The organism is Stenotrophomonas sp. Iso1, from assembly GCF_027497995.1.
Taxonomy (GTDB): domain Bacteria; phylum Pseudomonadota; class Gammaproteobacteria; order Xanthomonadales; family Xanthomonadaceae; genus Stenotrophomonas.
On record NZ_JAODBT010000001.1, the window covers coordinates 1670542 to 1697541 of the forward strand.

A 27000-nucleotide genomic window follows, 5' to 3' on the forward strand; every position below is an offset into this window, starting at 1 on the left:
TGTTTTGCCTGCCCGGTACGGTGATGCGACCGGGCTCGGCTATCATCGTGGCCATGCATGATGTCAACCTGATACCCCTCCATTCGTCCTTGTCCCATCGCTTCCGGATGTCGGTTTCCGTAGGGGGTGCACGATGAATGCGATTCGTCCGCTGCCGGAAATCCTGATCAACCAGATCGCCGCCGGCGAGGTGGTCGAACGCCCCGCGTCCGTCGTCAAGGAACTGGTCGAAAACGCCCTCGACGCCGGTGCCACACGCGTGGATATAGACTTGGAAGAAGGCGGCGTGCGCCTGATCCGTATCCGCGACAACGGCGGTGGCATTGCGCCGGAACAGTTGGCGCTGGCGGTGTCGCGCCACGCCACCAGCAAGATTGCAAGCCTGGATGATCTTGAGTCGGTGGCGACCCTGGGTTTTCGTGGGGAAGCGCTGCCGTCCATCGCCTCGGTGAGCCGTTTCACCCTGGCCTCGCGCCGTGCCGATGACGAGCATGGCGCTGCATTGCAGATCGAGGGCGGCAAGCTGGGGGAAGTCGCGCCACGCGCGCATGCTCCCGGCACCACCGTGGAAGTGCGCGAGTTGTTCTACAACGTGCCGGCGCGGCGCAAGTTCCTGCGTGCCGAACGTACCGAGTTGGGCCATATCGAAGAGTGGCTGCGTTCGCTGGCGCTGGCACGTCCGGATGTTGAGCTTCGCGTTTCGCACAATGGCAAGCCGTCACGGCGCTACAAACCGGGTGATTTGTATTCGGATACGCGCCTGAGTGAAACCTTGGGCGACGATTTTGCGCGCCAGGCATTGCGTGTGGACCACAGTGCCGCCGGTCTGCGCCTGCATGGCTGGATCGCCCAGCCGCAGTATTCGCGGGCCAGTTCCGATCAGCAGTATCTGTACGTCAATGGCCGCTCGGTACGCGATCGCAGCGTCAGTCATGCGGTGAAGATGGCCTACGGTGATGTGCTGTATCACGGCCGTCAGCCGGCCTATGTATTGTTCCTTGAGCTCGACCCAACGCGCGTCGATGTAAACGTGCATCCGGCCAAGCACGAAGTGCGTTTCCGCGATTCGCGGCTGATCCACGATTTTGTTTACCGCACCCTCAAGGATGCGTTGGCTGAAACGCGCGCCGGCACGGACCCTTCAGCAATGGGCCAGCTGCAACATCCGGCGGATGCCGCGTCGCAAGTGTTGCCATCGGCAGGTTACGGCGGCGGCTATGTGCTCGGGCGCCCGGCCGGCAGCGCGGGCAGTAATGGCGACTGGCAGGCGCGGCAATCGCCGTTGGGCCTGCAGGTGGCTGAGGCGCCGTCCGCGTATGCAGCGCTGTACTCGACGCCGGCCGCAGGCACCGTGCAGTCCTTTGCAGAGGGTGGCCCGGCATTGCCGCCGACTTCCGGTGACAGCGGCGTACCGCCGTTGGGGTATGCCGTTGCCCAGTTGCACGGTATCTACATCCTTGCCGAGAACGCGGAAGGGCTGATCGTGGTGGACATGCACGCCGCGCACGAGCGCATCGGCTACGAGCGGTTGAAGAATGCCCATGACGGTATCGGCCTGCATGCGCAGCCCTTGTTGGTGCCGATGACGCTTGCCGTGGGCGAGCGCGATGCGGATACCGCCGAACGTGAAGCGGAAACGCTGGCTGCACTGGGCTTCGAGATCACTCGCTCCGGCCCGGGTTCGCTGCATGTACGCAGCATCCCGGCGTTGCTTGCCAATGCCGAGCCGGAAGGATTGTTGCGCGACGTGCTAACGGACCTGCGCGAACATGGCCAGAGCCGGCGTATTGCGACCGCGCGGGACGAGCTGCTGTCGACGATGGCCTGCCACGGCGCAGTGCGGGCCAACCGGCGCCTGACGCTTCCCGAGATGAACGCCCTGCTGCGCGACATGGAAATCACCGAGCGCTCGGGGCAGTGCAACCACGGCCGCCCAACCTGGGCGCGCTTTTCTCTGGCGGAAATTGACCGCTGGTTCCTGCGGGGGCGTTGATGAAGAAACGATGGGGGGGCGTGGCGCTGCTCGCTGCGATGCTGTTGGGAGGGTGCGGCGACAAGAACGCCGATACTGGCAAGCCGACGCCGGCTGATCCTGCGTTTACGCAGGAGAACGAACGGTGGCGCGAGCGCCGTTTGACCGAGCTGACGACGCCGGATGGCTGGGCCAGTTTGGTGGGCCTGCATTGGCTGGAGCTCAAGGCACATTTCATCGGCAGCGGCAGCACCAGTGGTATCCGTCTGGCGATGGGCCCGCCGCGCATGGGCATGGTGACGCGCGACGGCAACAAGGTTTGGTTCACCCCGGAGCCCGGTGTGGTGCTGCAGGCAGGCGGCCAGACGGTGAAGGGGCGCATTCCATTCCGCAGTGATGATGATGCCGAACCGACCGTGATCTCCTTCGACGACGGCAAAGGTCTGCTGACTTTGATCCATCGCGGCCCACGGTATGCACTGCGTCTGAAGCATGCCGACGCACCGGCAAGGCTGAACTTCGGTCATCTGGCCTACTGGCCGGCCGATCCGTCCTGGCGGGTGACGGCGCGCTTTGTGCCGCATGACGTGAACAAAACCCTCCCCATCGTCGACATCACCGGTCTTGCCAGCGATGTGCCCAATGCTGGAGCGGTGGAGTTTGAACGTGACGGCCGCACTTGGCGGCTGGAAGCACTCGGCGAGCCAGGGCGTCCACTGCAGCTGATCTTCGCCGACCGCACCAACGGCCGCGGCAGCTATTCGGCCGGTCGCTATATCGATGTGGACGTGCCGGATGCCAAAAGTGAAGTGGTGGTGGATTTCAACCGTGCCTACAACCCGCCGTGCGCGTTCACGCCGTTTGCGACCTGCCCATTGCCGCCGCCGGAAAATCGAATGGACATGCCGGTTGAGGCCGGCGAAAAAGCCTATGTGAAGCCCAAGCCGGAGGGAACCGTATGAAGTGGAGGTCGCGCGCGACAAGCTTGGTGCTGGGTATGGTGATGCTGGTGGGAGCATCGGCCGCCGTCTCAGCTCGTCCGGCTGAGCCGGCCGCCAGCACCGCGCCACCGGTGCCACTGTTGTGGAAGGTCAGTGGTCCGCAGGGCGCCCAGCTTTACCTGCTGGGGTCGTTCCATCTGCTCAAACCCGACGACTATCCGTTGTCGCCCGATGTGGACAAGGCATTCGAGGCATCTGGCCGTTTGTTGTTCGAACTGCCGCCGGAAGACATGAACTCGCCGGCACTGGCCACGCAGATGTTGCAGGTGGCAACGCGCCGCGACGGCCGTCAGCTGAAGGATGAACTGGATGCCGCCACCTGGAAGCGGTTGGAAGACTATGCAGCCGCCAACAACATGCCGCTCGAACGTCTGGTTGGCCTCAAGCCATGGTTCATTGGCCTGACCATCAGCATCAGCCAGATGACGCGCCAAGGACTGGATGCGGAAGCGGGATTGGATCGTCACCTGATGACGCGTGCCGCTCAGGCGGGCAAGCCCGCGGCGGGACTGGAGACGGCTTCCTCGCAGATCAACATGCTCGATGGCATGAGTGTGGAGGAGCAACGTCAGTTACTTCGCGAGGCGCTGGAGCAGGTAGAGAAGGGCGATGAAGAGAGTCGGCAACTGCACGCGGCCTGGCGTCGTGGTGACGACGTGGTGCTTTGGCGCGATATGGCCACGCAGATGAAGCGTGAATACCCCGGGCTGTATCACCGCATCAATGTGGAGCGCAACGACGCCTGGCTGGCCCCGCTGCAGCAACGGTTGCAGGCGGGGCAGGGCAGTACGCTGGTTGTCGTTGGTGCGTTGCACCTGCTGGGCAGCGATGGTGTGGTTGAAAAGCTGCGCGCGCGCGGTTACAAGGTGGAGCGCATCTGTTCTGCCTGCAAACCAGAGAAGCGCTGAGGCCTTGAGTGGGAGCGGCGCAAGCCGCGAAATCACTGACGCTGGCGCAATAATTTTCGGAACCGCGCCGGGCATGTCATGGCTTTGACGGCCCCAGTGTCGGGACTTGCATCGCCCCGCAGCACAGCCACAAAAAAGGCCGACGTTTGCGTCGGCCTTTTTGTTCAGCGCGGGCTGCGGGTCTTGCTGCCAGTGCTGGCAGCTGGCGGCGGATCGGCTGGCTTGGTGCCCGACGCTGGCGGGCGGCCGAAGCCGGTGCCCATGTTGCGTTGGAATTCCTGCCACAACTCCATGTTGCGCTCGGTGAGCTGGTTCATCATCGCCCACGGCGTCTGGCCAAGGAGGTTGCCCATCTGCTGGCGGAACTGCTGCTGCTGGTCGAGGAACACCTGCATGCTGCGCTCCAGGTAATTGCCCATGAAGCCCTGCAGCGAATCGCCGTAAAAACGAATCAACTGGCTCAGTAACTGGGTGGAGAGCATCGGCTCACCGTCCTGTTCCTTATCGGCGATGATCTGCAGCAGGACCGAGCGGGTCAGGTCCTCGCCACTTTTGGCATCGCGCACCTCAAAGGTCTCGCCGTCGAGGATCAACTGGCGGACATCTTCAATGGTGATGTAACTGGAAATCTCGGTGTCGTAGAGCCGGCGATTGGGATACTTCTTGATGATGCGGGTCGCAGCCATTAAGCCATCACTCGTCAACGGTAGGCGTGCAGCATGGCGCAGTGCAACAGGCCTTGCAACAGCCAAAAGTACAGGTTGCAAGGCGCACAAATGCAATTTCCTGCTGCGCAGCATGAATCCCCGTGTTGCGCAACATGACTGCGATGCGCATCACCAGCCCATGTGGTGGCCGCCGTTGATGTCCAGGTTGGAGCCGGTGATCCACGATGCTTCTTCGGCAACCAGGAAGGCCACCGCATAGGCGATTTCCTCTGGCTTGCCCAGCCGACCGGTCGGGATGTCGGCGATGATCTTGGCCCGCACTTCCTCCGGTACGGCCATCACCATGTCGGTGGCAACGTAACCCGGCGAAATGGTGTTGACGGTGATGCCGAAGCCGGCATTTTCGCGGGCCAGCGAGATGGTGAAGCCGTGCATGCCCGCCTTGGCCGCCGCATAGTTGGCTTGGCCGTATTGGCCCTTCAAGCCGTTGATCGAACTGATCTGGATAACCCGGCCCCAGCCGCGCTTGCGCATGCCTTCAATCACCGGGCGGGTGACATTGAACACCGAGTTGAGATTGGTGTTGATCACCTCATGCCACTGCTCGGCACTCATACGGTGGAAGGTGGTGTCGCGGGTGATACCGGCGTTGTTGACCAGGATTTCCACCGGGCCCAGTGCGGCTTCGACCGATTCGATCAGGGCGCGGCCACTGACCGGGTCAGCGACATCGCCGGGGAACATCGCAATGTCATAGCCCTTCGCCTGCATCTTCTGCTGCCAGTCCTGGGCTTTCTCGGCATTGCGGAAGTTGGTGGCGACACGATGGCCCTGGTCGGCCAAACGTTGGCAGATGGCGGTACCAATGCCGCCGGTACCACCGGTGACCAGTGCGACGCGGGGTGTCATGGGCAGTTGCTCCAGGGCGATTGCGCGGGGGAGCCACCGATTCTAATGAAACTGCGGTCAGCCCGGGGGCGATCCGGCGAGGGATCGTGATTCTTTTTGCAGGCGGCCTGGGTCGAAACCGGCCACGGCATGCTGCAGTAGTTCGGCAACGGAGACTGCCGCATCCAGAGGCGCAGGCGGCTGACCCAGCGCGGCCCATAGCCAACGCAGTACCGGCAGTGGTGCGTCGGTATCCACTGGCATTGCGGCCAGCGACTTGGATAGCTTTTGGCCGTCGGCACCCAGCAGCAGGGGCAGGTGCAGGTAATGCGGCGTCGGCACGCCCAGTGCTCGCTGCAGCAGAATCTGTCGCGGTGTGGAATCGACCAGGTCGGCGCCGCGCACCACATGGCTGATGCGTTGCTCGGCATCGTCCACGACCACCGCCAGTTGATAAGCCCAATAGCCATCAGCTCGCAGAAGGACGAAATCGCCCACGTCACGGTCCACGTCCTGCGCGATTGGGCCCTGCAGAGCGTCATCGAAAGTCACATGGCTGCCTTCAGGCACGCGTAGGCGGATGGCCGGCTGTGCGCGCTTCTGGCTGGACACGCAGTGCCGATGGATGCCGTGTTGACCGGCCAGATCGGCGCGGCTGCAGTGGCAGTGAAATGCCTTGTCCTGGGCCAGCAACCGCTCACTCGCAGCTCGGTAAGGCGCGTGACGGTGGCTCTGGTACTGCACTGGCTCGTCGGAATGCAGGCCAAAAGCAGCGAGCGTCGCCAGTTGTTGCTCTGCCGCTGCGGGGACTTCGCGAGGCGGGTCCACGTCCTCGATTCGGATCAGCCACTGGCCGCAGGCATGGCGAGCCAACAGCCAACTGCCGAAGGCAGCCAGCATCGAACCCAGGTGCAAGGGGCCGGTCGGAGAGGGAGCGAAACGGCCGCGATAAGGAGATGGAGGCATTGAAGCTGAATCGTCGGTCAGATATGTGCTTGAATTCAAGCTGCGCGAGCCGCAGATCTATCCAACTTTTCCACCTTCATGGAACTCTTTCCCATGTTTACCCGTATCGGGCTGTTTCTTCTGACCAACCTTGCGGTGCTTGCTCTGGCAAGTGTCGTGATGTCCCTATTAGGCACTGATCCTTCGCGGATGAGTGGTCTGCTGGTCATGGCTGCCATCTTCGGCTTTGGTGGTTCCATCATTTCGCTGCTGCTGTCCAAGTTCATGGCCAAGCGCGGTACCGGCGCGGTGGTCATCACCGAGCCGCGCAACCAGACCGAACGGTGGTTGCTGGATACGGTGGCACGCCAGGCAAAGGCTGCCGGCATCGGCATGCCGGAAGTAGCGGTGTACGACGCGCCGGAGATCAACGCGTTTGCTACCGGCGCCAACCGCAACAATGCGCTGGTGGCGGTGTCCACGGGCCTGCTGCATAACATGAGTGAAGACGAGGCCGAGGCAGTGCTGGGCCACGAGATCGCCCACGTTGCCAATGGCGACATGATCACCATGGCGTTGCTGCAGGGTGTGTTGAACACCTTCGTGATCGTGCTGGCCCGCGTGGTCGGTGGTGTGATCGACAGTGTGCTGTCGGGCAACCGTGAAGGCGGTGGCCGTGGTTTTGCTTACTACATCATCGTGTTCGTGCTGGAGATGGTGTTCGGCGTGTTTGCGACGATGATCGCGATGTGGTTCTCGCGTCGCCGCGAATTTCGCGCTGACCATGGCGGAGCGACCTTGGCCGGTCGCCAGAAGATGATTGCTGCGCTGGAGCGCCTGAAGCTCAATCATGGCCAGAGCACGTTGCCGACGCAGATTGCCGCGTTTGGTATCGCCGGCTCGACCGCCAAGAAGCTGTTCCTGAGCCATCCGCCGCTGGAAGAGCGTATCGCTGCTCTGCGTTCGTCGACGGTGGTCTGATCGGCTTCAGCGGATGGTTGTGATCAAAACGCCCGGCCACGTGCCGGGCGTTTTGTTTTGGGGGTAAGTGCGGCGTGTTTCTATGTGCCGTTGCTGTTGCTGTTGCTGTGGCCGTTGCCGTTGCTGTGGTTGTTGCTGTTGCTGTGGCTGTGGCTATCCCCTCTCCCGTTTGCGGGAGAGGGGTAGGGGTGAGGGTGCTTCTGCTTCAGTGGTTGCTGTTGTCGTTGCTGTCGCTGTGGAAGGAGGTCCGATGCATCAACGATAAAAGCCAATACCAAATCTCCAGAGCAAGAGCTGCCCTCACCCCAACCCCTCTCCCGCAAACGGGAGAGGGGATAGCCACAGCCACAGCAACAGCAACAGCAGCAGCAACAGCAGCAGCAACAGCAACAGCAGCAGCAACAGTCGACGTGCCCGCACAAACAAAAACGGCACCTTCTCAGGCGCCGTTCTTGGGGGCGAAGCTCTCAGTCAATCAGAACTTCGGATCAAACTCAGCGGCATAACCGGTGTTGACGAGCACCTTCTGCAGCGCCTCGCACACCTTCAGGTTGCCGGCCACAATCTGCTGCGTCTCCGGGCCCCTGTCGTCCATGCGGGCTGGGGTGGCGCCACGATAGTTGCAGACCTTGCCGCCTGCCTCACGGACCAGCAGCACGCCAGCTGCGATGTCCCATGCCTTCACGCCAGCTTCGAAGTAGGCATCGGCGCGGCCACAGGCCACATAGGCCAGGTCCAGCGCGGCCGAGCCGGTGCGGCGCACGTCTTCAGCCTGCACCAACAAGGTGTCCAGCGCTTTGAGCTGGCTGCCGGCACGGGCGCGTTCGCGCGGGGCAAAGCCGGTGTGGATCATCGTGCCTTCCAGATCTTTGCGGTCGGTTACGCGGATGCGGCGGTCGTTGAGTACCGCGCCATTGCCACGGCTGGCGGTGAACAATTCGTTGCGCAGCGGGTCGAAGATCACTGCGTCAGTCGGCTCGCCATTTTCAACAAGGGCAATGGATACGCAGTAATGCGGGAAGCCGCGCAGGTAGTTGCTGGTGCCGTCGAGGGGGTCGATCACCCACATCTGGCGCTTGCTGCCCTGGACGCCGCCTTCTTCACCGAAAATGCCATATTCGGGATAGGCGCGCTTGAGCTCCTTGACGATTACTTTCTCCGCATCGCCATCAACTTCGCTGGCGTAATCCATCCGACCCTTCTGCACTACATTGAGTGTTTCGAGCTTGTTGATGTTGCGGAGCAGGACGTTGCCGGCGAGGCGGGCGGCCTTGACCATGACGGTTACGGCGGGTTTCTGCATGGCGAAAGGCTCCCGTGAAGGCTGAGATCGGATTGGCGGGGGAAAAGAGCGGGTCCGGCGCACAGGCCGGCCGCGCAGTTTACCATCTGCAGCTGTCTCGCTCCTGATTTTTTGCCATCCATGTCTGTTCCTGCCCATATCCGTTTCGTTCTTGTTGGTACTCAGCACCCTGGAAACATCGGGGCGGCCGCCCGTGCGATGAAGACCATGGGGCTGGCTCGGCTTGTGTTGGTTGCCCCTGAGAAGGCGCTGGACGACGTGGCGCTGCGCCGTTCGGCCGGTGCCGAGGATGTGCTGGGCGATGCGCCGGTGGTGGCGACACTGGCCGAGGCCGTGGCCGACTGCCAGCTGGTGCTGGGGTGTACCGCGCGTTCTCGCCGGGTGCAGCTGGAGGAGTTGCTGCCGGAGCTGGCCGGTCAGCGCGCGGTGACCAAGGCCGGCGAGGGCGCCGAGGTGGCCTTCGTGTTCGGGCGTGAACGTACCGGTCTGACCAATGAGGAGTTGCAGCTGTGCCATGTGGCCGTGCATATCCCGTCCAATCCGGAATTCAGCTCGCTGAATCTGGCAGCGGCCGTGCAGGTGCTGGCCTACGAAGTGCGCATGGCGCAGCTTGAGGGGCAGGTGCAACCGGCGCGTGAGCAGGGCTTTGGGGATGCGCCTGCCAGCCATGCGCAGCTGGAGGGGATGTTCAGCCAGTTCGGTGAGGCCCTGGACCAAATCGATTTCCACAAGGGCCGCGCGCCGGAATCGGCCATGCGCAAGCTGCGCCGGTTGTTCATGAAGGCTGACCTGTCCGAGCAGGAGGTCCGCTTGCTTCGCGGCATTCTGGCTGATACGCAGCGGATGGCACGTTTGGCCGGCACCCGCCCGGACTGAGTACCTCATCACGGCGCAGGATTTCCGGTAGGCTTGCTTGATCGTTTGGGGAGCTGCCGTTTTGCGCGTGTTTCGATGGCTTTGGGGAGCCGCATTGGGACTGGCTGCGCTACAGCCGGTTGCGTGCGGGGCGGTCGAGCGTTCGGTGTTGGTGCTGGGTCGGATCAGCGATGATCCGAAGTCGCACTATGACCAGCTCAAACCGTTGCTGGACTACGTGGTGCCACGGATGCGGGAGGTCGGGATCGTCGAAGGGCGCATCCTGATGGCCAAGGATGCCCAGCAGATGGGCAGCTACCTGCGTCGTGGGCGCGTGGATTGGGTGACTGAAACCGCCGGCACGGCCATGGCCCTGCAGCAGCGGGCGGGTGCGCGCCCGTTGCTGCTGACCGAGCGCAGTGGCGTCGGGGCTTACGAGAGTGTGTTTTTTGTGCGCCGCGACAGCCCGGTGGGCAGCCTGGAAGACCTGAAGGGCCGTACCGTGGCGCTGCAGAGCGCGCTCTCCACCAGTGCCTATCTGGTGCCGGCCATGGAGTTGCTTGAGCACGGCGTGAAGCCGGAGATTCTGCTGACCCCCAGCGACGTACCCGCCGCCGATACGGTGGGTTATGTGTTTGCGCGGACAGAATTGAACATCTCCACCTACGTGCATAAACGGGTGGTGGATGCCGGAGTGATCAGCAACCTGGATTGGATGGACGACCGCAGCATGCCGTCGGCTTTCCGTAACGACATGCGGGTGATATTCCGCAGTGAGCCGATGCCGCGTGCGTTGGAAATGGTGCGCGGTGATCTGGATCCTGCAGTGCGTGAGCGGCTGCAGCGGGTGTTGCTGGAGGCAAGCCGTGATCCCGTGGCCGGGCCGGCGTTGGCCAAATTCTTCGGCACCACCGGTTTTCACCCGGTGGACGCTGAAAGCCAACGGGTCCTGGAGCGCCTGCGTCGTGGCTTGGCCCGCATCCGCCTGGAGGTGGAATGAACCGGTTTCGCTTTGGTCTTCAGGCCCGTTTCCTGCTTGCCGCAGGTGCGGCGTTGCTGGTGGTGACGGCCATCGTCGCGCTGATGTTGGCGCGTCAGGCGGCGGCTCAGCAGGAAGTATTGCGAAACAGTATCGAGGTGGTCAGCCAGGTGCTCGATGAGAGCATCAAGGAGCGCGGCACCGCGCTGGCGCAGGGCCTGGCCGACAGTCTGGTCAACCCGCTCTACTACGAAGATCTGGCCGCGATTGGCGCGCTGGTGCGCAACACCACCGCACAGACATCGGTGAGTTATGTGCTGGTGCACGACGCCGAAGGGAAGCTGATCCACGACGGCTCCATTGACGTAGCAGGTTATGGCCAGCCGATGGGGGATCCGTTGGCACATATGGCGGTGCGCGCGCAGAAAATGCTGCTGCAGCATTCGCCTTCGGTGCTGGAGGTCGACCTGCCCATCCACATCGGCGACCAGCGTATCGGCGGGCTACGGGTCGGTATGGACCTGAAACCGGTGCTGGCGCAGGAGGCGGCCGCCATGCGCACGTTGTCGCAGCGGCTGGACGAAAGCCGGCGTCGGCAATGGTTTTGGCTGACGGCCCTGATGGCTGCGTTGGTGGCTTTTGTCAGTGCCACAGCGCTTTATATCCAGCGCACGATGGTGCGGCCGATCCGCTGGCTGAGCAGTGCGGCACAACGCATTGAACGCGGTGACTACCAGATTGAAGAACAGTCGACCCGGCGCGGTGATGAAATCAGCGAGCTGCTGCGCACCTTCAACCGGATGAGCCAGAGCATCGCCCGGCATGACCGCGAAGTGCGGCAGATGGCCTACACCGATGCCCTGACCGGGTTGACCAACCGCTTGGCGTTCCGCGAGGCGCTGGATGGCCGGCTGCACGAGGCACGTTTGGCCGGGCGGTCTCTGGCGCTGTTGTTCATCGACATTGACGAATTCAAGCGGGTCAACGACACGCTTGGCCATGAGGCCGGTGATGACGCCTTGCTGCAGTTTGCGCAGCGCATCGCCAATTCGGTGGACCAGGTTGGCGGCAGCGAAGCCTTGTTATCGCGCTTTGGTGGCGATGAATTCGTCATCCTGGTTGGCGATGGCGAGCGTGGGGCGGCGGAAGTGGCCGCGAAACTGGCCGAACGTTTGGTGGTGGAGCTGGGGCAGCCCTTGCAGGTGCAGCAGCGCGAGATATTCCTGGGCAGCTCTATCGGGATCACCCTGTTCCCTGAAGACGCGAACGGGGCGACGGTGCTGTTGAAGAACGGCGACATTGCGATGTATCAGGCCAAGTTGGCCGGCAAGAACTGTTTCCGTTACTACAACCGGGCCATGGATCATGCCGTGGAGCGGCGCCTGTATCTGGAGCAGGAGTTGCGTGGGGCGTGGGATCGTGACGAACTGCGGCTGGTTTACCAGCCCATTTTCCGCACTCGTGACCACATGCTGGTGGGCGCGGAAGTACTGCTGCGCTGGAATCACCCGACGCTGGGCTCGATCCCGCCGTCGGTGTTCATTGATGTGGCCGAACAGAGCGGCCTGATCCAGGCACTCGGTCCGAAGGTGCTGCATGCGGCCTGCGAACAGGCTATGCAGTGGCCGCGTAACGCGGCGGGCGAGGAAGTGTTCATTTCGGTCAACGTCTCACCGCGTCAGCTGCGCAACGGTGACCTGATTGGCGAGGTTGAAACCAGCCTGCATACCTCGGGGCTGGCAGCTTCACGACTGCACCTGGAGTTAACCGAAACAGCGGTCATCGGCGACGAAATCCTGGCCGTGACGCTGCTGGAGAAGTTGCACCGTGCCGGTGTGCGGGTATGGCTGGATGACTTCGGTACCGGTTTCTCGGGCCTCAGCCATCTGCGTCAGGTGCCGGTAGACGGGGTCAAGATTGACCGCAGTTTCGTGGCTGACATGGAGCGCGATCCGGACGACCTGGCGCTGACCACCGCCATCATCGCCATGGCGCATGCACTGGGCATCACGGTGGTGGCAGAGGGCGTGGAGCAGCGGGCGCAGTTCGAGCTGCTCGCCCAGCGCGGTTGCGATCTGGTGCAGGGCTACTGGCTGGGGCGGCCGCTCAATGCTGATGCTTTGGTGCAGCTGTTGGAGCACGACACGGCGGGCGTGCCGGGCATATTGGCCTGAGCGGAGGCGTCTGCGTCAGGCGCTGGCCAGTTCGTAACCCGGGCCCTGCATGGGCCGCTTGCTGGTGTCGCCGGCGATCTCGCGGACCAGCTTGGGCACCAAATAGCCGGACAGCCGGGCCATCAGCCCGGCATGCAATGAGAGCGCCTGCTCATCGCTGATCTCGAAATGCGCCACGCCCTGCACGCGATCCAGCTGATGCAGGTAGTAGGGCAGCACCCCGGCGGCAAAGCTGCGTTCGCTCAATTCGGCCAGTGTCGCCAGGTCGTCATTCACGCCACGCAGCAGGACCGCCTGGTTGAGCAACTGCGCGCCGGTGCCGCGCAGGCGCGCCATGGCGTCGTCGACGCTGGCATCGAATTCGTTGGCGTGGTTGGCGTGAATCACGAACGCTACCGGCCAGGGCAGGGCGGCCAGCCAGTGCAGCAGGGCTTCGTCCACCCGTTCGGGCAGTACCACTGGCAGGCGGCTGTGAATGCGCAGGCGTTTGATGTGGCTGATCGCGGCCAGCGCGTCGGTCAGTTCGGCCAGCTTGGAGGTTGCCAGCGACAGTGGGTCGCCGCCGCTGAGGATGACCTCGTCGATGTCTGGGTCGGCGGCAATGGCGGCCACGGCTTCCTGCCAGCCGCCCTTGGCGGCGTTCTCCTCGGCGTAATCAAAATGCCGGCGGAAGCAGTAGCGGCAATGGATGGCGCAGCTGCCAGTGGCGACCAGCAAGGCGCGACCACGGTATTTCTGGATGACGCCCGTTGCCTTCTTGGCCTGGTTGTCACCAACGGCGTCGAAGCTGAACCCGGGTACGACCTGCATCTCATCGCTGATGGGCAGTACCTGCCGCAACAGCGGATCGGCCGGGTCACCATGGCGCATGCGCGCGACGAAACCGCGCGGTACCCGTAGCGGGAACTGTGCCAGTGCCTCGGCCGAAACCCCCATGTCCTCTGGCGCCAGCCCCAGCTCGGCCAGCAGCTGCGACGGGTCGCGGATGGCCTGCCGCCAATGCGCCTGCCAGCGATCAGCGGGTAGGGTGAGGACGGCTTTTTCTGGAGTGCGGGCGGGGGCTGCGGTTATCATTGGCGGTCAGAAAAACAGTTGCCCCGCCTGATGGCGGGCGTTCCATTCTAATCCGGCCGGTCGCCATAAGCGCCGGTTTTGCCACCTCAGGAGCTTCAGCATGGCCAGTTACGGCATGAACGACGTCAAGAACGGGATGAAGATCCTGGTCAACAACCAACCGGCCGTCATCATCGACACCGAGTACGTCAAGCCGGGCAAGGGCCAGGCCTTCACTCGCGTCAAGTACCGCCTGATCAAGGATGGCCGGACGCAGGAATCCACCATGAAGTCGACCGACACCATGGAAGCTGCTGACGTGGTCGATACCGACATGAACTTCATGTACAGCGACGGCGAGCATTGGCACTTCATGGACCCGGAGACCTTCGAGCAGGTGCAGGCTGACAAGGCCGGCATGAACGGCGCCGAGAAGTGGCTCAAGGGCGAAGAGTCCTGCGTGGTCACGCTGTGGAATGGTGCTCCGATCGACGTCACCCCGCCGAACTTCGTTGAACTGAAGATCACCGAGACCGACCCGGGCGTGCGCGGCGATACCTCGGGCGGCGGCGGCAAGCCGGCCACCCTGGAGACCGGCGCCGTGGTTCGCGTGCCGCTGTTCGTCAACCAGGAAGAAGTGATCCGCGTTGATACCCGCTCCGGCGAATACTCCGCGCGCGTCAAGTAAGCAGCACGATGCAGGCGCCGCCACCCTTCACCACACAGCCAGCGGCTGCGGGTGCAGGGGATGCGGCGCTTGTTCGCATCCGGCGCCAGCGCTGGAATGTCATGGCAGAAGATGGTGAGTCCAGTGAGTGAAGTACATCCCGAACAGTGTGACCTTCTGATCGAAGCCGGCTATGTGGTTCCGGTCGAGCCGCATGCGGTGGTGCTGGAAGACCATGCCATCGCTGTGCGTGATGGTGTGATTGTCGCGGTACTGCCGCGGGCCGCTGCGCGTGAACGTTTTACCGCCCGGGAGGTGGTTTCGCGCCCGGAAGCGGCGCTGATTCCTGGCTTGGTCAACGCGCATACCCACAATCCGATGACGCTGTTGCGCGGTATCGCCGACGACCTGCCGCTGATGACCTGGCTGCGTGAGCACATCTGGCCGGTGGAAGCGGCGGTGATCGGCCCGGAGTTCGTGGCTGATGGCACCACCCTTGCAATCGCCGAGATGCTGCGCGGCGGCACCACCTGCGCCAACGAAAATTATTTCTTCGCCGACGTGCAGGCCGCTGTCTACAAGAAACACGGTTTCCGCGCGCTGGTGGGCTCGGTAATCATCGATTTCCCGAGCGCCTGGGCCAAGACTGACGACGAATACTTCGCCCGCGCCACCGAGCTGCATGACCAGTGGCGCGACGACGCGCTGATCGGCACCGCGTTCGCGCCGCATGCGCCGTACACGGTTAACGATGCCAATTTTGAGCGGGTGCGGATGCTGTCCGACCAGCTCGACATCCCGGTACACCTGCACACGCATGAGACCGCGCAGGAAATCGCCGACTCCATCGCGCAGTACGGCCAGCGCCCGCTGGCGCGTCTGGACCGGCTGGGGCTGGTCAACGACCGCCTGATTGCGGTGCACATGACCCAGCTCACCGATGCTGAAATTCATTTGTGCGCCGAGCGTGGCGTCAGCGTGGTGCATTGCCCCGAATCGAATCTGAAGTTGGCTTCCGGTTTTTGCCCAGCCTGTGCGTTGGTGCGTGCCGGTGTGAATCTGGCGATCGGCACCGATGGCTGCGCCAGCAACAACGACCTGGACATGTTCAGCGAGAACCGCACTGCGGCGATCCTGGCCAAGGCAGTCGCCAATGACGCCACCGCGCTGGACGCGGCCACCACCTTGCGGGCATCTACGCTGGGCGGCGCACGCGCGCTGGGCTTCGGTGACCGCATTGGTTCGATCGAGGTCGGCAAGCAGGCCGATCTGGCCTGCGTGGATCTGTCTGCGCTGGAGACCCAGCCGCTACATCATGTGTTGTCGCAGTTGGTCTACGCCGCCGGCCGTCACCAGGTCAGCGACGTGTGGATCGCCGGCAAACCCAAGCTGGTACAGCGCGAGCTGGTCGGCATGGACGTCGAAGCGATTACCGCCAACGCACGCCAGTGGCGCAACCGTATCCGCAACATCCGCGCCTGATGGCGCAATGGGCTGCAATTGCAGCCCTACGAGGAAACTGACATGAGTGCATCTTCGACCTCCACCAACTTCGATCAGGCTGAGCTGGACAAGTTTGCCGCGCTGGCGACCCGCTGGTGGGACGCGGATGGTCCGCAGAAGCCGCTGCACGCACTCAACCCGGTGCGTCTGAAGTACGTGGCCGACCGCGCCCCGCTGCGTGGCGCCAAGGTGCTGGACATTGGTTGCGGTGGCGGCCTGCTCAGCGAAGCATTGGCCAAGGAAGGGGCACAGGTAACGGCGATTGATCTGGCGCCGGAACTGGTCAAGGTCGCGCGTCTGCATGGTCTGGAATCGGGCGTGCAGGTGGATTACCGCGTGCAGGCTGCCGAGGACCTGGCCGCCGAGCAGCCGGGCGCGTTCGACGTGGTTACCTGCATGGAAATGCTGGAGCACGTGCCGGACCCGGGCGCGATCATCGTGGCTTGCCAGCGCTTGCTGCGCCCGGGCGGCAAATTGTTCCTGTCCACGATCAACCGCACCCCGGCAGCGTTCGCGGTGGCGGTGGTTGGCGCCGAGTACATCGCGCGCCTGCTGCCCAAGGGCACGCACCACTACCAGGAATTCATCAAGCCGGCCGAACTCGGTGCGTGGCTGCGTGAGGCCGAGCTGCAGCTGCAGGACGTCAGCGGCATGGCCTACGAGCCGTGGCGTAACCGTGCCCGCCTGAGTAGCCGCACCGAAATCAATTACCTGGCCTACGCGGTCAAGCCGGATCAGGCATGACTGCCGCGTCGTTTCCGGCGGCGGTGCTGTTTGATCTGGATGGCACGCTGCTGGACAGCGCGCCGGACTTTATTGCCACCGCCAACCGCATGCGCGAAGCGCGCGGTATGCAGGCGTTGCTGCTGGAGCAGTTGCGCCCGGTAGTTTCCAAGGGTTCGCGGGCGATGCTGGCATTGGCGTTTCCGCAGATGGCTGAGAGTGAGCGCCACGCGCTGGTGCCAGAATTTCTGGACATCTACGAAGCCCTGATCGGCCAGTACGCGCGTTTGTTCGACGGCATCGAAACGATGTTGGAAAAATTGGAGCAGGCCGGTACCACCTGGGGCATCGTCACCAACAAACCCGAGTACCTGGCGCGGTTGATCCTGCCGCAATTGGGTTGGGAGCAGCGCTGTGCGGTGTTGATCGGCGGCGACACACTGGCCGAGCGGAAACCACATCCACTGCCGCTGGAAGTGGCCGCACAACGCATCAACGTTGCGCCTAGCGCCTGTGTGTATGTGGGTGACGACGAGCGTGACATCGTGGCAGCCCGCGCCGCCGGCATGCCCTCGATCGCGGTGCTGTGGGGCTATCGCCTCGCCGGCGACGACCCGCTGGCGTGGCAGGCTGATCATCTATGCGAGCTGCCGCAGCAGCTCTGGCAAGCGGCTGCATGGCCAGCTGCCAAGCGGGCTTCGGCCTGATTCAACGAAACAGAGGTAATGACGTGAGCAGTGCGCTGGATAGCTTCCTGGACAAATGGCGAGACCGTTGGCCTGAATGGACCTTCGTGGAGCGCTTCGTCGCAGAGGGAGATCGTGCCCGGGTTGTGGCGTGGTTTGCGCTGCTGCAGGAGTTCGACAACATCTTGAATGCCACCGGCGACACCACGCCGCAGGATGCCAAGCTGGCATGGTGGGGCGAAGAGCTGCGCAGTTGGGCGGCGCAGCGGTCGCGGCATCCGTTGGGGCGGGTGTTGGAGCCGGTACGTGCGCCGTGGGATCAACTGGCCGATGCGCTGCCAAGCCTGATCGACGCCCGCGAACAGCCGGCCGATGTAGTGCAGGCGCGCAATGCGCTTGGCACTTATGCCAGCGCGGTCGCCAACGTGGAAGCGGCGGTTTTCGATGAAACCCAGGCCTCCCGCGCTGCCGATGCCGTGCTGACGCAGATGCTTGCTCAGCGTGTGCAGGACTTGGGCGCAGCTGCGGTGCCGCGCGTTCCGGGCGATGAAACGCAGTGGGAGAAGCAACTGCTGGCCGCATGGCCATCGCGTGTCGACGGTCCACGTCCGCGACGGCTGTACGCATCGCTGGCGCGCGCGCGCCTGCAGGCGCGCATGAAGGGAGGCGAGTATCAGCCCCGCCCGGTCGCATTGCTGTGGCGCAGTTGGTGGGCTGCCCGCGGCTGATGTGCCGCCTGGCGTCGCAAACATAGGGAAGGGGCTTCTTTGTCCTTCCCTATCGTTCGTTGGGCAGGATTCCTGGCGCGTCGCCGGTTTTCACTTCCCGCGTTCAAGCACCAGCAGCGGATCAATTCGCGTATCGAACCACACCAAGTCAAATTTTCAGATGTGCCAATGTCGGAGCGCGCCGCCGCGCGCCCTTGACGGCGAACCGGCGGCTTTTACTTCCCGCGTTCAAGCACCAGCAGCGGATCAATCCGCGTATCGAACCACACCAAGTCAAATTTTCAGATGTGCCAATGTCGGAGCGCGCCGCCGCGCGCCCTTGACGGCGAACCGGCGGCTTTCACTTCCCGCGTTCAAGCACCAGCAGCGGATCAATTCGCGTATCGAACCGCGCCAAGTCAAATTTTCAGATGTGCCAATGTCGGAGCGCGCCGCCGCGCGCCCTTGACGGTGAACCGGCGGCTTTTACTTTCCGCGTTCAAGCACCAGCAGCGGATCAATCCGCGGATCAATCCGCGTATCGAACCGCGCCAAGTCAAATTTTCAGATGTGCCAATGTCGGAGCGCGCCGCCGCGCGCCCTTGACGGTGAACCGGCGGCTTTTACTTTCCGCGTTCAAGCACCAGCAGCGGATCAATCCGCGTATCGAACCAGTTCATCCCCCAATGGAGATGCGGCCCGGTTGCACGCCCCGTTGCACCGACGGCGGCAATGGTCTGCCCCTGCTCGATGCGATCTCCCACCTTCACATCGATGCGCGATAGATGCAGGAAATTGGAGCTGATGCCGTAGCCGTGATCGAGCACCAAGGTGCCGCCGGTCAGGTATAGATCCGGCCCAGCGAAGGTGACGATGCCGGCAGCCGGTGCCTTCACCGGTGTGCCGGTGGGCACGGCGATGTCCATGCCGGAGTGACCGCTGCCCGGCTGCCCGTTGTAGACACGCGCGTTGCCGAAGCGGCCACTGATGCGTCCCTGCACGGGCCAGAGGAAGGTCTGGCTGAAATCGGTACGGTTGTCGTCGCGTTTGCGTGACTCGGTGACCTGCGCCTGCTCACGTGCGATCCGCTCGGCAATGGCGGGGGGCGGGTTCACCGTCTTCGGCGGGACGCCGTTGACACGCTCGGTCGGCCAGTCGCGTGGCGACACCGCGATCGACGCGGTTTCGCTGCTGCCGTCCGGGCGGTGCACCTGGACCTGCAGGGGGCCTTTCTCATCGCGGCCGACACCGAACACCACGCTGCCGTAGCCGCTCACGCGCAGTTCGCGTCCGCCATAACGGACGTTGCTGCCGGCCGGCACTTTGCCGATCACCATCGCGCCTTGGGAGACGCTGGTGGGGAACACGATGCGGTTGTCGACCAGATCGCCAATGCCGTCCTGCGCTTGCGCAGACGGTGCGGGGAGGAGTGGCGCTGCCAGCAGCAGCGCCCCAAACATCAAGACCGTACGCATCAGCGGTCGTAGGTCATGCGCTGGCCGGCGGGTGCGCCCACCAGCTTGTTGCCGTCCCACACCTGCTGGCCGTTGACCCAGGTGGAGGCGATGCGCGAACGGAAGGTGGTGCCTTCAAACGGGGACCAGCCGCACTTGGACAGCACGTCCTCGCGCTTGACCGTGAATGGCACGTCTTCGACCAGCACCAGATCAGCGAAATAACCTTCGCGCAGGAAACCGCGCTCCTCCACGTCGAACAGTTGCGCCGGCGCGTGGGCGAACTTCTGCACCACCTGTTCGCGGGTCAGCTTGCCTTCGTGCACGCGCTCCAATGCAGCGACCAGTGCGTACTGAACCAGCGGCAGACCGGACGGCGCCTGCGCATAAGGCTTCTGCTTCTCTTCCCAGGTATGCGGGGCGTGGTCGGTGGCCAGTACGTCGAGCACGTCGTTGGCGAGCGCGGCGATGATCGCCTCGCGGTCGGCCACGTCCTTGATCGCCGGGTTGCACTTGATCAGGTTGCCCTTGGTTGCGTAGTCCGGGCGGGCGAAATGCAGGAAATGCACGCAGGTTTCAGCGGTGATCTGCTTGCGGCTGCCGTCGGCGCGGATCAGCGGGCCTTTCTCGAACAGTTCCAGCTCGTCGGCGGTCGAAATATGCAGCACATGCAGGCGGGTGCCGTGCTTGCGGGCCAGCGACAATGCCAGCAGGGTGGACTTCTTGCAGGCTTCGCGCGAACGGATGTCCGGGTGCATTTCCGGGGTGAGCGCATCGCCGTATTTTTCCTGGAACGCTTTGAGATTGGCGTCGATCATCGGCGTGTCTTCGCAGTGCGTGATGATCGGCGTGGGGCATTCGCGGAAGATCGCGTCCAGCGTTTCCGGGTTGTCCACCAGCATGTTGCCGGTGGAGGCGCCCATGAATACTTTCACGCCCGGTGCCTTTTTCGGGTCCAGTGCGCGGATGGCGTCAAGGTTGTCGTTGCTGGCGCCGTGGTAGAAGCCGTAGTTGGCCCAGGCGCGGCCTTTGGCCAGCTCGTACTTGGCTTCGAGGATGGTCGAGTCGAGTGTCGGCGGGTTGGTGTTGGGCATGTCCATGAAGCTGGTCAGGCCACCGGCCACGGCAGCGGCCGATTCACTGGCGATGTCGCCCTTGTGGGTCAGGCCCGGTTCGCGGAAGTGCACCTGGTCATCAATCATGCCGGGCAGCAACCAGCGTCCGGCGGCATCCACCACCTCGTCGCCGTCGCGCGGCGTCAATCCGGTGCCGATCTGCGCGATGCGGCCGTTCTCGATGCGCAGGTCGCCGTCGAAGGTGCGGCCTTCATTGACCATGCGGGCATTGGTGATGAGCGTGGGGGACATGTCAGTGTTTTCCTGTACAGCGGCAAGAAGAAGCGTCTGGGCGCTCGGGCACCGGGTCGAAACCACCGGGGTGGAACGGTTGGCAACGGCCCAGCCGCAGCAGCGTAAGCCAGCAGCCGCGCAACGGGCCGTGTACGCGGATGGCTTCCATCCCGTATTCGGAGCAGCTGGGAACAAAACGGCAGCGCGGCCCGAGCAGGGGGCTGATGAAGCGCTTGTAGAAGCGCAGTACGGCAATGAGTAGGCGGCCGATCACGCAAGAATGATAAGCCACTTGGCATTGCCATTGGATTTGTCGCACGATGCGGGACGGTGCCGGTAAAGCTTTTGGGCTTTCCCGCTGCCGGCCAGGTGCGGATGCCGTGCTTGGTTACGTTCCGAACTGCGTACAACGGTCCGGTGACGCCACCGGACCCTCGCAGCGCGGGTCGGGCATCCGTTCAGGCAACGGGGTCCGGCGCGGTTGCTGCTGCTGGTCGGGTAGGCTATAAAGGCCCGCTTTCCCGGGCCCCGGGGGAAACAAGGAAGAGCGTTTCGTGGCTGCTAAAAAACCTGCAAAGAAGGCCGTCAAGGTCGCCAAGAAGACCGCCAAGCCCGTTGTCAAGAAGGCGGTGTCCAAGCCGGCTGTGAGCAAGCCCGTTGCCAAGGCTGTAAAGCCGGCAACCAAGGCCCCTGCCAAAAAGGTGGTTGCCAAGAAGGCAGCGACCAAGCCGGCCGTCGTCAAGAAGGTTGCTGCCAAGCCGGCGGCTCCGGTGGCCAAAAAATCTCCTGTCAGCAAAGTGACCAAGCCGGTTGCTGCGCCTGCCAAGAAAACTGCACCCGTGGCCAAGGCCGTCAAGCCTGCAGCCAAGCCGGTGGTGAAGAAGGTCGCGGAGAAATCCGTTGCCAAAGTCGTCAAGACGCCCGCCACCCCTTCCGTGGTCAAGTCCGTACCGAAGCCGGCCGTCAAGCCGGTGACGGCCAAGCCTGTCCCGGCTGAAGTCGCCAAGAAGGTTCCAGCTCCGGCCGTCAAGCCGGTCGCTGCCAAACCGACACCGGCGGCCAAGGCCCCGCAATCCAAGAAGCCCGTGCCTGTTTCGAAATCCCCCGCAAAAACACCCGTCAAATCCACCGCTCCGGTTGCTGTTCGCCCGGTTGGCAAGGTGGCCGTCGCCGTAACCGCTCGTTCGTCCGCTCCGGCGCCGCGCAGCAAGTACAAGGTGGTTGAATACAAGACCGACGAGGCCTCCGGCCGCCCGATCCTGCCTGCCGGCTACAAGCCGACGGCGGATGAGGAATACATGAGCACGCTGCAGCAGGAGTACTTCCGTCAGCGCCTGCTGCAATGGCGTGGTGATCTGGTCGAGGAATCGAAGCAGACCATCGAGAACCTGCGTGAGGAAGTGCGTGATATCGGTGATGAAGCCGAGCGTGCAACCCGCGAGACCGAAAACTCGCTGGAACTGCGTACCCGCGACCGTTATCGCAAGCTGATCGGCAAGATCGACAGCACGCTCAAGCGTGTGGAAGCAGGCGACTATGGTTTCTGCGTCGATACCGGCGAAGAAATCGGCCTGGATCGCCTGGAAGCCCGTCTCACCGCCGAGCGCACCATCGATGCGCAAGAGCGTTGGGAGCACCTGCAGAAGCAGCAGGGCGACTGATCGTCCGGTTCTACCGAGCAATGCAAAACCCCGCCTTGGCGGGGTTTTGTTTTTCTAGGGATTCCGAAGGAATTTTCTGGTTGGGTACTAGCCCGTCATCGCGCTTCGGGCACGTGCTCTGGTCTACGGAAGAGGAGGGCATTCCTGCGTCCCTTGGACTGCACTGCTGTCTGTCAGATGCCACGGTGTCCGTCTTTCCCTTCTCCCGCTGGCGGGAGAAGGTGCCCCGCAGGGGCGGATGAGGGGTAAGCCTCTACTGCAGGTCGCGCAGATTCAACCGCCGTAGCTGCGGCGCCTTCCATGCGGTGACACCCGCCACGCCCAGCACGGCACAGCCGCCGATCACCACCGCCGGCACCAGTCCCAGCAGCCGTGCCATTGTTCCGGCATAGAACGCGCCCAGTTCGTTGGACGAACTGATGAAAATGCCGTTGATCGAGGACACTCGTCCGCGCATTTCATCCGGGGTCGCCAGTTGCAGGATGGTCGAACGCACCACCACGGACACGCCATCACAGGCGCCATAGAACAACAGGATCGCCGCCGACAGCCAGAAGCTGTGCGACAGGCCGAAGGCGATCACGCACAGGCCAAAGCCGGCCACCGCGAACAACAGCACACGGCCGGCATTGCGCTGCAACGGGCGTCGCGCCAGCCACACGCCAACGCAGATCGACCCCAGCGCGGGTGCCGCGCGCAGGATGCCCAAGCCTTCCGGACCGTAATGCAGGATGTCCTGGATGAAGGCTGGCAGCATTGCCACCACGCCACCGAGCAGTACCGAAAACATATCCAGGGCCATCGCGCCGAGCATGATCTGGTTCGACAATACGAAGCGTGCGCCCTCGGCAATGCTGGCGAAGATTGGCGCGCGGGTCTGCGGTGGCGGCGGTTCGCTCACCTTGAGCCAGGCCAGTGCCGCCAGCGCCAGTGTCGCCATGACGGCGGCCACGCCATATGAAAGCCCTTTGCCGCCCCAGGCAACCAGCACGCCGCCCAGTGCCGGGCCAATGACCATGCCGGCCTGGAACACCACGCTGCCGAAGCCGGCACCGCGCGCGAACTGCTCGCGGGCCAGGACGCGTGCGAACAAGGCGTTGTAGATCGGCGACAGGAACGCGCGGACCATCCCGGTCAGCGCAATGGCTACATAGATCGGCCAGACGCCTTTGATCGGCAACCAGCCCATCGCCACGGTAACCAGCACCAGAGCGGTGGCAATCAGCCCCAAGGTGGCGGCCATGCCCAGCTTGCGGCGTGGCAGGTGGTCGACCAGATAGCCGGCAAACGGCGCCACGCAGAAGAACGGCAGCACCTCGGCCAAGCCGATCAGGCCAAGCGAGAACGGATTGCGGGTGATTTCATAGATATGCCAGCCAACCGTGACCGCGACGATCTGATAAGACAGCATCGCCGCAATTCGGTACATCAGCAGCTGGGCAAAACCGGGTTGCCGCAGCAGCGCTGCGGCGCTGGAACTGTCTTTCGTTACGCTCACTGCTGGTGTGCTTTGGCGGTTTCGCGAATGAAGGCCAGCATTGCGGCCAGGCCATTGCTGCGGGTGGGTGACAGGTGCTTGGCCAGACCGATGGCGGACACATAGTCCGGCTCGGTGGCCAGGATGTCAGCGGCGGAGCGCCCGGAATACACACGCAGTGCCAAGTAGATCAGGCCCGAGACGATGGCCGAGTCACTGATGGCGTGGAAGACCAGCTTGTCGGCATTGCCCTCGGGCACGATCCAGACCATCGACTGGCAGCCGAGCAGGCGGTGTTCCTCGCTTTTCCATTCTTCCGGAAAGGTGGGCAGCTTGCGGCCGAGGTCAATCAGGTACTGGTAGCGCTCGGACCAATCACCAAAGAAGGAGAACTCCTCGGCAATGGTGGCCTGTGCTTCGGCGGGGGTGGGTTCGAGCGGGAAAATGGTGTCGGTCATTGTGGGTTCCTGTTTGGCGCCGCTCCACCGGCGAAGGTTGGGAGGGGCTTTGTGGGGTGGGGGCTTTCTCCCTCTCCCCAGCCCCTTTCCCGTGAAGGGGAGGGGCTTCATGCAGTGTGAGTTGAAGCCGCGCTGCGCAATCGCGGCTTTCAAGCTGCTCTCTCCCTCACGGCGAAAGCAAGAGAGAGGGCAAGGGTTTTATCCCCGCTTCCAGCGCACGCCCTGCGCGGTGTCTTCCAGCACAATATTCTCAGCGGCCAACTGGTCGCGGATAGCATCGGCGCGAACGAAGTCACGGGCTTGCTTGGCGGCAAGGCGTTCGTCGATCAGGGCTTGAATACGTGCATCGTCGCCAGCCTCAGCGCCACGGCTGAACCATGCGGCCGGCGCCTGCTGCAGCAGGCCCAGTGCCAGGCCGGCACCGAGCAGTTCGCGCTTGAGGCGGACCTTGTCTTCGATGCCCTCAGCCTTGCGGGCATCGCTGGCGATGCGGGCCACTTCGGCCAGCGCCAGTGGCGTATTGAGGTCGTCGTCCAGTGCCGCTTCCACTGCCGCCGGGATTTCCGCCGTGGCGTCGATATCCACCAGGTCACGCAAGGTGCCGTACAGGCGGTCCAGGGTGCGGATGGACTGCTCGATCAGGTTGTCTGACCACTCCAGCGGCTGCCGGTAGTGGGCCGACAGCAGCGCATAGCGCAGGGCTTCGGGCGGGTGCTGGCGGACCAGGTCGTGCACGCGCTGGATGTTCCCGATCGACTTGCTCATCTTGCCGCCGTCGAAGTTGAGCATGCCGTTGTGCAGCCAGAAGCGGGCGAAGGTCTGCCCACCGTGAGCGCATTCGCTCTGCGCGATCTCGTTCTCGTGGTGCGGGAACTGCAGGTCGACGCCGCCGGCATGGATGTCGATGGTCGGCCCAAGGTGCGCGGCCGCCATCGCTGAGCACTCGATATGCCAGCCCGGGCGGCCCACGCCCCAGGGCGAGTCCCAGCCGGGGAGGTCATCGGTGGAGGGCTTCCACAGCACGAAGTCGCCGGCGTCGCGCTTGTAGGGCGCCACTTCGACGCGGGCGCCGGCCAGCATTTCTTCCGGATCGCGGCGCGAAAGCTTGCCGTAGCCCTTGAAGCTGCTCACCGAGAACAGCACGTGGCCCTCGGCGGCATAGGCATGGCCGCTGGCGATCAGGTCTTCAATCATCGCGATGATGTGGGGAATGTGCGCAGTGGCTTCCGGCTCGATATCCGGCGGGACTACGCCCAGCGCGGCCATGTCTTCCCGGTAGGCGGCGGCAAAACGGCCGGTGATGGCTGAGATAGGCACCCCCTGTTCCTTGGCCGCCGCATTGATCTTGTCGTCAACGTCGGTGATGTTGCGCGCGTAGCGCAGCGCGCCGTAGCGCCGCCGCAGCAGGTTGGCCAGCACCCCGAACACCACGGGGCCACGGGCGTTGCCGATATGGACGTAGTTGTAGACCGTGGGGCCGCACACATACATGGTTGGGGCGGAGGCATCGAGCGGAGCGAACGGCTCCAGCTGCCGCGTCAGGTTGTTGTGCAGGCGCAGGGTCATGGGTATCTGTTTGGGGGTGAGGCGAACTCCGCAATTCTAGCGGGCCGGGGCGGACGGGGCACTCTTGGGCTGTGCAGGATGCGGATGGACGGGTAAGGTTCAGCCCCAAGGCCGTGGCGCTGCCTACACTATTGGCTACCATTCGCTCCCGCATCGTACTGTTGACCTTGATGAATCCAATTCCGCTGCTGTTGACGCTTTGCCTGTGTACCGTCGCCCCCGGGGTTGTGGTTGCGCAGGAGAGTGATCTGCGCAATCGGGTGGTTATCGTGGAAAACGTCCGCTACGACTATGCGCAGGTGCTCAATGTCGAGCCAGTGTTCCAGACACTGCGCGCCACGCGTACCGAGGAACATTGCGAGCCGGTCTCCACGCGCACGTTGGCGCCGGTGCAGGTCAAGGGCGAGAACGGCGAGGATCGCGGCGGCATGCGCCGCTTCTGGGACTCGGTGAAAGGCATTTTCGGCGGCGGGAAAGAAGAAGCGGACGAAGTCGTCAGTGGTGAAGATGCGCAGCCCCGACATGCCGCTGGCGGCTCGGGGATGTTGACCCCCGAGTGCAAGGTGGTGGAAGTGGGGCGTGAGTTCCGCCGGCCTATCGCCTATGACGTGGACTACGTCTACAAGGGCATCAAGTTCCGTTCGCGACTGCCGGAAGATCCGGGCAACCGTCTGAAGCTGCGGGTGTCGATCACCCCGGATATCGGCCAATCGTTCGACGCCGCGTCGGCCACTCCGTGATGTTGCGCTGCGACACTTGCGCACCGGCAGGGTGCGTGCGAGTATGCGCGACGATGAAAGCCAACAGCTTCCAGCACGCAACCAGCACCGCCCGGATGGCCTCCGGCATGACGTCGCGTGCCCGCCGACCGGAATCCCACATATTCGCTGGGTGACCGGGGCTTCGTGCTGTCTGTTCAGAAAACCCAGCCCAGGCTGGGTTTTTTCGTTTTTGGTTTCTGAAAGTTTCAAACGCAATGAGTCGCGCCTTGGCGCATCCAACCGCCGGTAACGGCGACATTC

26 protein-coding genes are annotated in these 27000 nt (G+C 63.5%); 14 read left to right on the plus strand and 12 right to left on the minus strand.

Features of this window, described 5'->3' with window-relative positions:
• Positions 1–133: 133 nt before the first annotated feature.
• From mutL to PAN08_RS07325, 3 genes are read left to right on the plus strand one after another with little or no spacing between them, the layout of a single operon-like run.
• The gene (gene mutL, locus PAN08_RS07315) at positions 134–1993 is read left to right on the plus strand and encodes a DNA mismatch repair endonuclease MutL (RefSeq protein ID WP_269790786.1); all 1860 of its coding nucleotides are present in this window, start codon (positions 134–136) and stop codon (positions 1991–1993) included.
• Complete coding sequence (locus PAN08_RS07320) at positions 1993–2934, plus strand: DUF1684 domain-containing protein (RefSeq protein ID WP_269790787.1); 942 nt, start codon at positions 1993–1995, stop codon at positions 2932–2934. The genes mutL and PAN08_RS07320 overlap by 1 nt, the downstream gene beginning before the upstream one ends.
• A gap of 35 nt (positions 2935–2969) precedes the next feature.
• Complete coding sequence (locus PAN08_RS07325) at positions 2970–3881, plus strand: TraB/GumN family protein (RefSeq protein ID WP_269791200.1); 912 nt, start codon at positions 2970–2972, stop codon at positions 3879–3881.
• 164 nt (positions 3882–4045) lie between these two features.
• Here PAN08_RS07325 and phaR read toward each other — a convergent pair whose 3' ends face one another.
• The 3 genes from phaR to gluQRS all read right to left on the minus strand — a co-directional run bounded on the left by phaR (position 4046) and on the right by gluQRS (position 6403).
• Complete coding sequence (gene phaR, locus PAN08_RS07330; protein WP_269791201.1) at positions 4046–4633, minus strand: polyhydroxyalkanoate synthesis repressor PhaR; 588 nt, start codon at positions 4631–4633, stop codon at positions 4046–4048.
• 84 nt (positions 4634–4717) lie between these two features.
• The gene (locus tag PAN08_RS07335; protein ID WP_269790788.1) at positions 4718–5458 is read right to left on the minus strand and encodes a beta-ketoacyl-ACP reductase; all 741 of its coding nucleotides are present in this window, start codon (positions 5456–5458) and stop codon (positions 4718–4720) included.
• 57 nt (positions 5459–5515) lie between these two features.
• Positions 5516–6403: a tRNA glutamyl-Q(34) synthetase GluQRS gene (gene gluQRS, locus PAN08_RS07340; protein WP_269790789.1), complete on the minus strand. Its 888-nt coding sequence runs from the start codon at positions 6401–6403 to the stop codon at positions 5516–5518.
• Between the two features lie 93 nt (positions 6404–6496).
• Between gluQRS and htpX the strand changes: the two genes are divergently transcribed.
• The gene (gene htpX, locus PAN08_RS07345; protein WP_269790790.1) at positions 6497–7363 is read left to right on the plus strand and encodes a protease HtpX; all 867 of its coding nucleotides are present in this window, start codon (positions 6497–6499) and stop codon (positions 7361–7363) included.
• Between the two features lie 300 nt (positions 7364–7663).
• On the opposite strand, the gene PAN08_RS07350 is transcribed toward htpX, so the two are convergent.
• Together PAN08_RS07350 and PAN08_RS07355 are read right to left on the minus strand one after the other, a co-directional pair.
• A complete protein-coding gene (locus PAN08_RS07350; protein ID WP_269790791.1) occupies positions 7664–7798 on the minus strand; it encodes a hypothetical protein in 135 nt (44 codons plus the stop codon).
• Positions 7799–7838: 40 nt separating this feature from the next.
• Positions 7839–8666: an inositol monophosphatase family protein gene (locus PAN08_RS07355; protein WP_269790792.1), complete on the minus strand. Its 828-nt coding sequence runs from the start codon at positions 8664–8666 to the stop codon at positions 7839–7841.
• 120 nt (positions 8667–8786) lie between these two features.
• Between PAN08_RS07355 and PAN08_RS07360 the strand changes: the two genes are divergently transcribed.
• From PAN08_RS07360 to PAN08_RS07370, 3 genes are all read left to right on the plus strand, one after another.
• On the plus strand, positions 8787–9542 hold the full coding sequence (locus tag PAN08_RS07360) for an RNA methyltransferase (RefSeq protein WP_269790793.1): 756 nt from the start codon (positions 8787–8789) through the stop codon (positions 9540–9542).
• Between the two features lie 94 nt (positions 9543–9636).
• Positions 9637–10521, plus strand: a complete 885-nt coding sequence (locus PAN08_RS07365) for a phosphate/phosphite/phosphonate ABC transporter substrate-binding protein (protein ID WP_269791202.1) — start codon at positions 9637–9639, stop codon at positions 10519–10521.
• Positions 10518–12674 carry an EAL domain-containing protein gene (locus tag PAN08_RS07370; RefSeq protein WP_269790794.1) on the plus strand — a complete coding sequence of 719 codons (2157 nt, stop codon included), beginning with the start codon at positions 10518–10520 and terminating at the stop codon, positions 12672–12674. Before PAN08_RS07365 ends, PAN08_RS07370 begins: the two co-directional genes overlap by 4 nt.
• Before the next feature lie 15 nt (positions 12675–12689).
• Here PAN08_RS07370 and epmB read toward each other — a convergent pair whose 3' ends face one another.
• A complete protein-coding gene (gene epmB, locus PAN08_RS07375; protein ID WP_269790795.1) occupies positions 12690–13748 on the minus strand; it encodes an EF-P beta-lysylation protein EpmB in 1059 nt (352 codons plus the stop codon).
• Between the two features lie 100 nt (positions 13749–13848).
• Here epmB and efp point away from each other — a divergent pair, with 100 nt between their 5' ends.
• The 5 genes from efp to PAN08_RS07400 all read left to right on the plus strand — a co-directional run bounded on the left by efp (position 13849) and on the right by PAN08_RS07400 (position 18034).
• A complete protein-coding gene (gene efp, locus PAN08_RS07380; RefSeq protein ID WP_269790796.1) occupies positions 13849–14415 on the plus strand; it encodes an elongation factor P in 567 nt (188 codons plus the stop codon).
• A 111-nt stretch (positions 14416–14526) separates the two neighbouring features.
• Positions 14527–15876, plus strand: a complete 1350-nt coding sequence (locus PAN08_RS07385; protein ID WP_269791203.1) for a TRZ/ATZ family hydrolase — start codon at positions 14527–14529, stop codon at positions 15874–15876.
• A gap of 42 nt (positions 15877–15918) precedes the next feature.
• Positions 15919–16641, plus strand: coding sequence for a bifunctional 2-polyprenyl-6-hydroxyphenol methylase/3-demethylubiquinol 3-O-methyltransferase UbiG (gene ubiG / locus PAN08_RS07390; protein ID WP_269790797.1), 723 nt, complete (start codon positions 15919–15921; stop codon positions 16639–16641).
• Positions 16638–17327, plus strand: coding sequence for a phosphoglycolate phosphatase (locus PAN08_RS07395; RefSeq protein ID WP_269790798.1), 690 nt, complete (start codon positions 16638–16640; stop codon positions 17325–17327). Before ubiG ends, PAN08_RS07395 begins: the two co-directional genes overlap by 4 nt.
• Before the next feature lie 23 nt (positions 17328–17350).
• Positions 17351–18034, plus strand: a complete 684-nt coding sequence (locus PAN08_RS07400) for a squalene/phytoene synthase family protein (protein WP_269790799.1) — start codon at positions 17351–17353, stop codon at positions 18032–18034.
• A 602-nt stretch (positions 18035–18636) separates the two neighbouring features.
• Here the strand turns inward: PAN08_RS07400 and PAN08_RS07405 are convergent.
• From PAN08_RS07405 to yidD, 3 genes are read right to left on the minus strand one after another with little or no spacing between them, the layout of a single operon-like run.
• A complete protein-coding gene (locus PAN08_RS07405) occupies positions 18637–19488 on the minus strand; it encodes a M23 family metallopeptidase (protein WP_269790800.1) in 852 nt (283 codons plus the stop codon).
• Positions 19488–20834 carry a dihydroorotase gene (locus PAN08_RS07410; protein WP_269790801.1) on the minus strand — a complete coding sequence of 449 codons (1347 nt, stop codon included), beginning with the start codon at positions 20832–20834 and terminating at the stop codon, positions 19488–19490. The genes PAN08_RS07405 and PAN08_RS07410 overlap by 1 nt, the downstream gene beginning before the upstream one ends.
• Before the next feature lies 1 nt (position 20835).
• Positions 20836–21108 (minus strand): membrane protein insertion efficiency factor YidD, encoded by a 273-nt coding sequence (gene yidD / locus PAN08_RS07415; RefSeq protein WP_269790802.1) that lies wholly within the window; start codon positions 21106–21108, stop codon positions 20836–20838.
• Between the two features lie 262 nt (positions 21109–21370).
• Here yidD and dksA point away from each other — a divergent pair, with 262 nt between their 5' ends.
• The gene (dksA, locus tag PAN08_RS07420; RefSeq protein ID WP_269790803.1) at positions 21371–22477 is read left to right on the plus strand and encodes an RNA polymerase-binding protein DksA; all 1107 of its coding nucleotides are present in this window, start codon (positions 21371–21373) and stop codon (positions 22475–22477) included.
• 253 nt (positions 22478–22730) lie between these two features.
• On the opposite strand, the gene PAN08_RS07425 is transcribed toward dksA, so the two are convergent.
• From PAN08_RS07425 to cysS, 3 genes are all read right to left on the minus strand, one after another.
• The gene (locus tag PAN08_RS07425; protein WP_269790804.1) at positions 22731–23975 is read right to left on the minus strand and encodes an MFS transporter; all 1245 of its coding nucleotides are present in this window, start codon (positions 23973–23975) and stop codon (positions 22731–22733) included.
• The gene (locus PAN08_RS07430; RefSeq protein WP_269790805.1) at positions 23972–24412 is read right to left on the minus strand and encodes a SufE family protein; all 441 of its coding nucleotides are present in this window, start codon (positions 24410–24412) and stop codon (positions 23972–23974) included. The genes PAN08_RS07425 and PAN08_RS07430 overlap by 4 nt, the downstream gene beginning before the upstream one ends.
• 198 nt (positions 24413–24610) lie before the next feature.
• A complete protein-coding gene (cysS, locus tag PAN08_RS07435; RefSeq protein ID WP_269790806.1) occupies positions 24611–25978 on the minus strand; it encodes a cysteine--tRNA ligase in 1368 nt (455 codons plus the stop codon).
• Between the two features lie 170 nt (positions 25979–26148).
• On the opposite strand from cysS, the gene PAN08_RS07440 reads away from it, so the two are divergent.
• Positions 26149–26718, plus strand: a complete 570-nt coding sequence (locus tag PAN08_RS07440) for a hypothetical protein (RefSeq protein WP_269790807.1) — start codon at positions 26149–26151, stop codon at positions 26716–26718.
• Positions 26719–27000 lie beyond the last annotated feature (282 nt).

Bases quoted from the DNA above. Each gene is read 5' to 3' on its own strand.
- mutL (WP_269790786.1), top strand. From the start codon at position 134: ATGAATGCGATTCGTCCGCTGCCGGAAATCCTGATCAACCAGATCGCC.
- PAN08_RS07320 (WP_269790787.1), top strand. From the start codon at position 1,993: ATGAAGAAACGATGGGGGGGCGTGGCGCTGCTCGCTGCGATGCTGTTG.
- PAN08_RS07325 (WP_269791200.1), top strand. From the start codon at position 2,970: ATGGTGATGCTGGTGGGAGCATCGGCCGCCGTCTCAGCTCGTCCGGCT.
- PAN08_RS07335 (WP_269790788.1), bottom strand. From the start codon at position 5,458: ATGACACCCCGCGTCGCACTGGTCACCGGTGGTACCGGCGGCATTGGT.
- gluQRS (WP_269790789.1), bottom strand. From the start codon at position 6,403: ATGCCTCCATCTCCTTATCGCGGCCGTTTCGCTCCCTCTCCGACCGGC.
- htpX (WP_269790790.1), top strand. From the start codon at position 6,497: ATGTTTACCCGTATCGGGCTGTTTCTTCTGACCAACCTTGCGGTGCTT.
- PAN08_RS07355 (WP_269790792.1), bottom strand. From the start codon at position 8,666: ATGCAGAAACCCGCCGTAACCGTCATGGTCAAGGCCGCCCGCCTCGCC.
- PAN08_RS07360 (WP_269790793.1), top strand. From the start codon at position 8,787: ATGTCTGTTCCTGCCCATATCCGTTTCGTTCTTGTTGGTACTCAGCAC.
- PAN08_RS07370 (WP_269790794.1), top strand. From the start codon at position 10,518: ATGAACCGGTTTCGCTTTGGTCTTCAGGCCCGTTTCCTGCTTGCCGCA.
- epmB (WP_269790795.1), bottom strand. From the start codon at position 13,748: ATGATAACCGCAGCCCCCGCCCGCACTCCAGAAAAAGCCGTCCTCACC.
- efp (WP_269790796.1), top strand. From the start codon at position 13,849: ATGGCCAGTTACGGCATGAACGACGTCAAGAACGGGATGAAGATCCTG.
- PAN08_RS07385 (WP_269791203.1), top strand. From the start codon at position 14,527: ATGGTGAGTCCAGTGAGTGAAGTACATCCCGAACAGTGTGACCTTCTG.
- ubiG (WP_269790797.1), top strand. From the start codon at position 15,919: ATGAGTGCATCTTCGACCTCCACCAACTTCGATCAGGCTGAGCTGGAC.
- PAN08_RS07395 (WP_269790798.1), top strand. From the start codon at position 16,638: ATGACTGCCGCGTCGTTTCCGGCGGCGGTGCTGTTTGATCTGGATGGC.
- PAN08_RS07405 (WP_269790800.1), bottom strand. From the start codon at position 19,488: ATGCGTACGGTCTTGATGTTTGGGGCGCTGCTGCTGGCAGCGCCACTC.
- PAN08_RS07410 (WP_269790801.1), bottom strand. From the start codon at position 20,834: ATGTCCCCCACGCTCATCACCAATGCCCGCATGGTCAATGAAGGCCGC.
- PAN08_RS07430 (WP_269790805.1), bottom strand. From the start codon at position 24,412: ATGACCGACACCATTTTCCCGCTCGAACCCACCCCCGCCGAAGCACAG.
- cysS (WP_269790806.1), bottom strand. From the start codon at position 25,978: ATGACCCTGCGCCTGCACAACAACCTGACGCGGCAGCTGGAGCCGTTC.
- PAN08_RS07440 (WP_269790807.1), top strand. From the start codon at position 26,149: ATGAATCCAATTCCGCTGCTGTTGACGCTTTGCCTGTGTACCGTCGCC.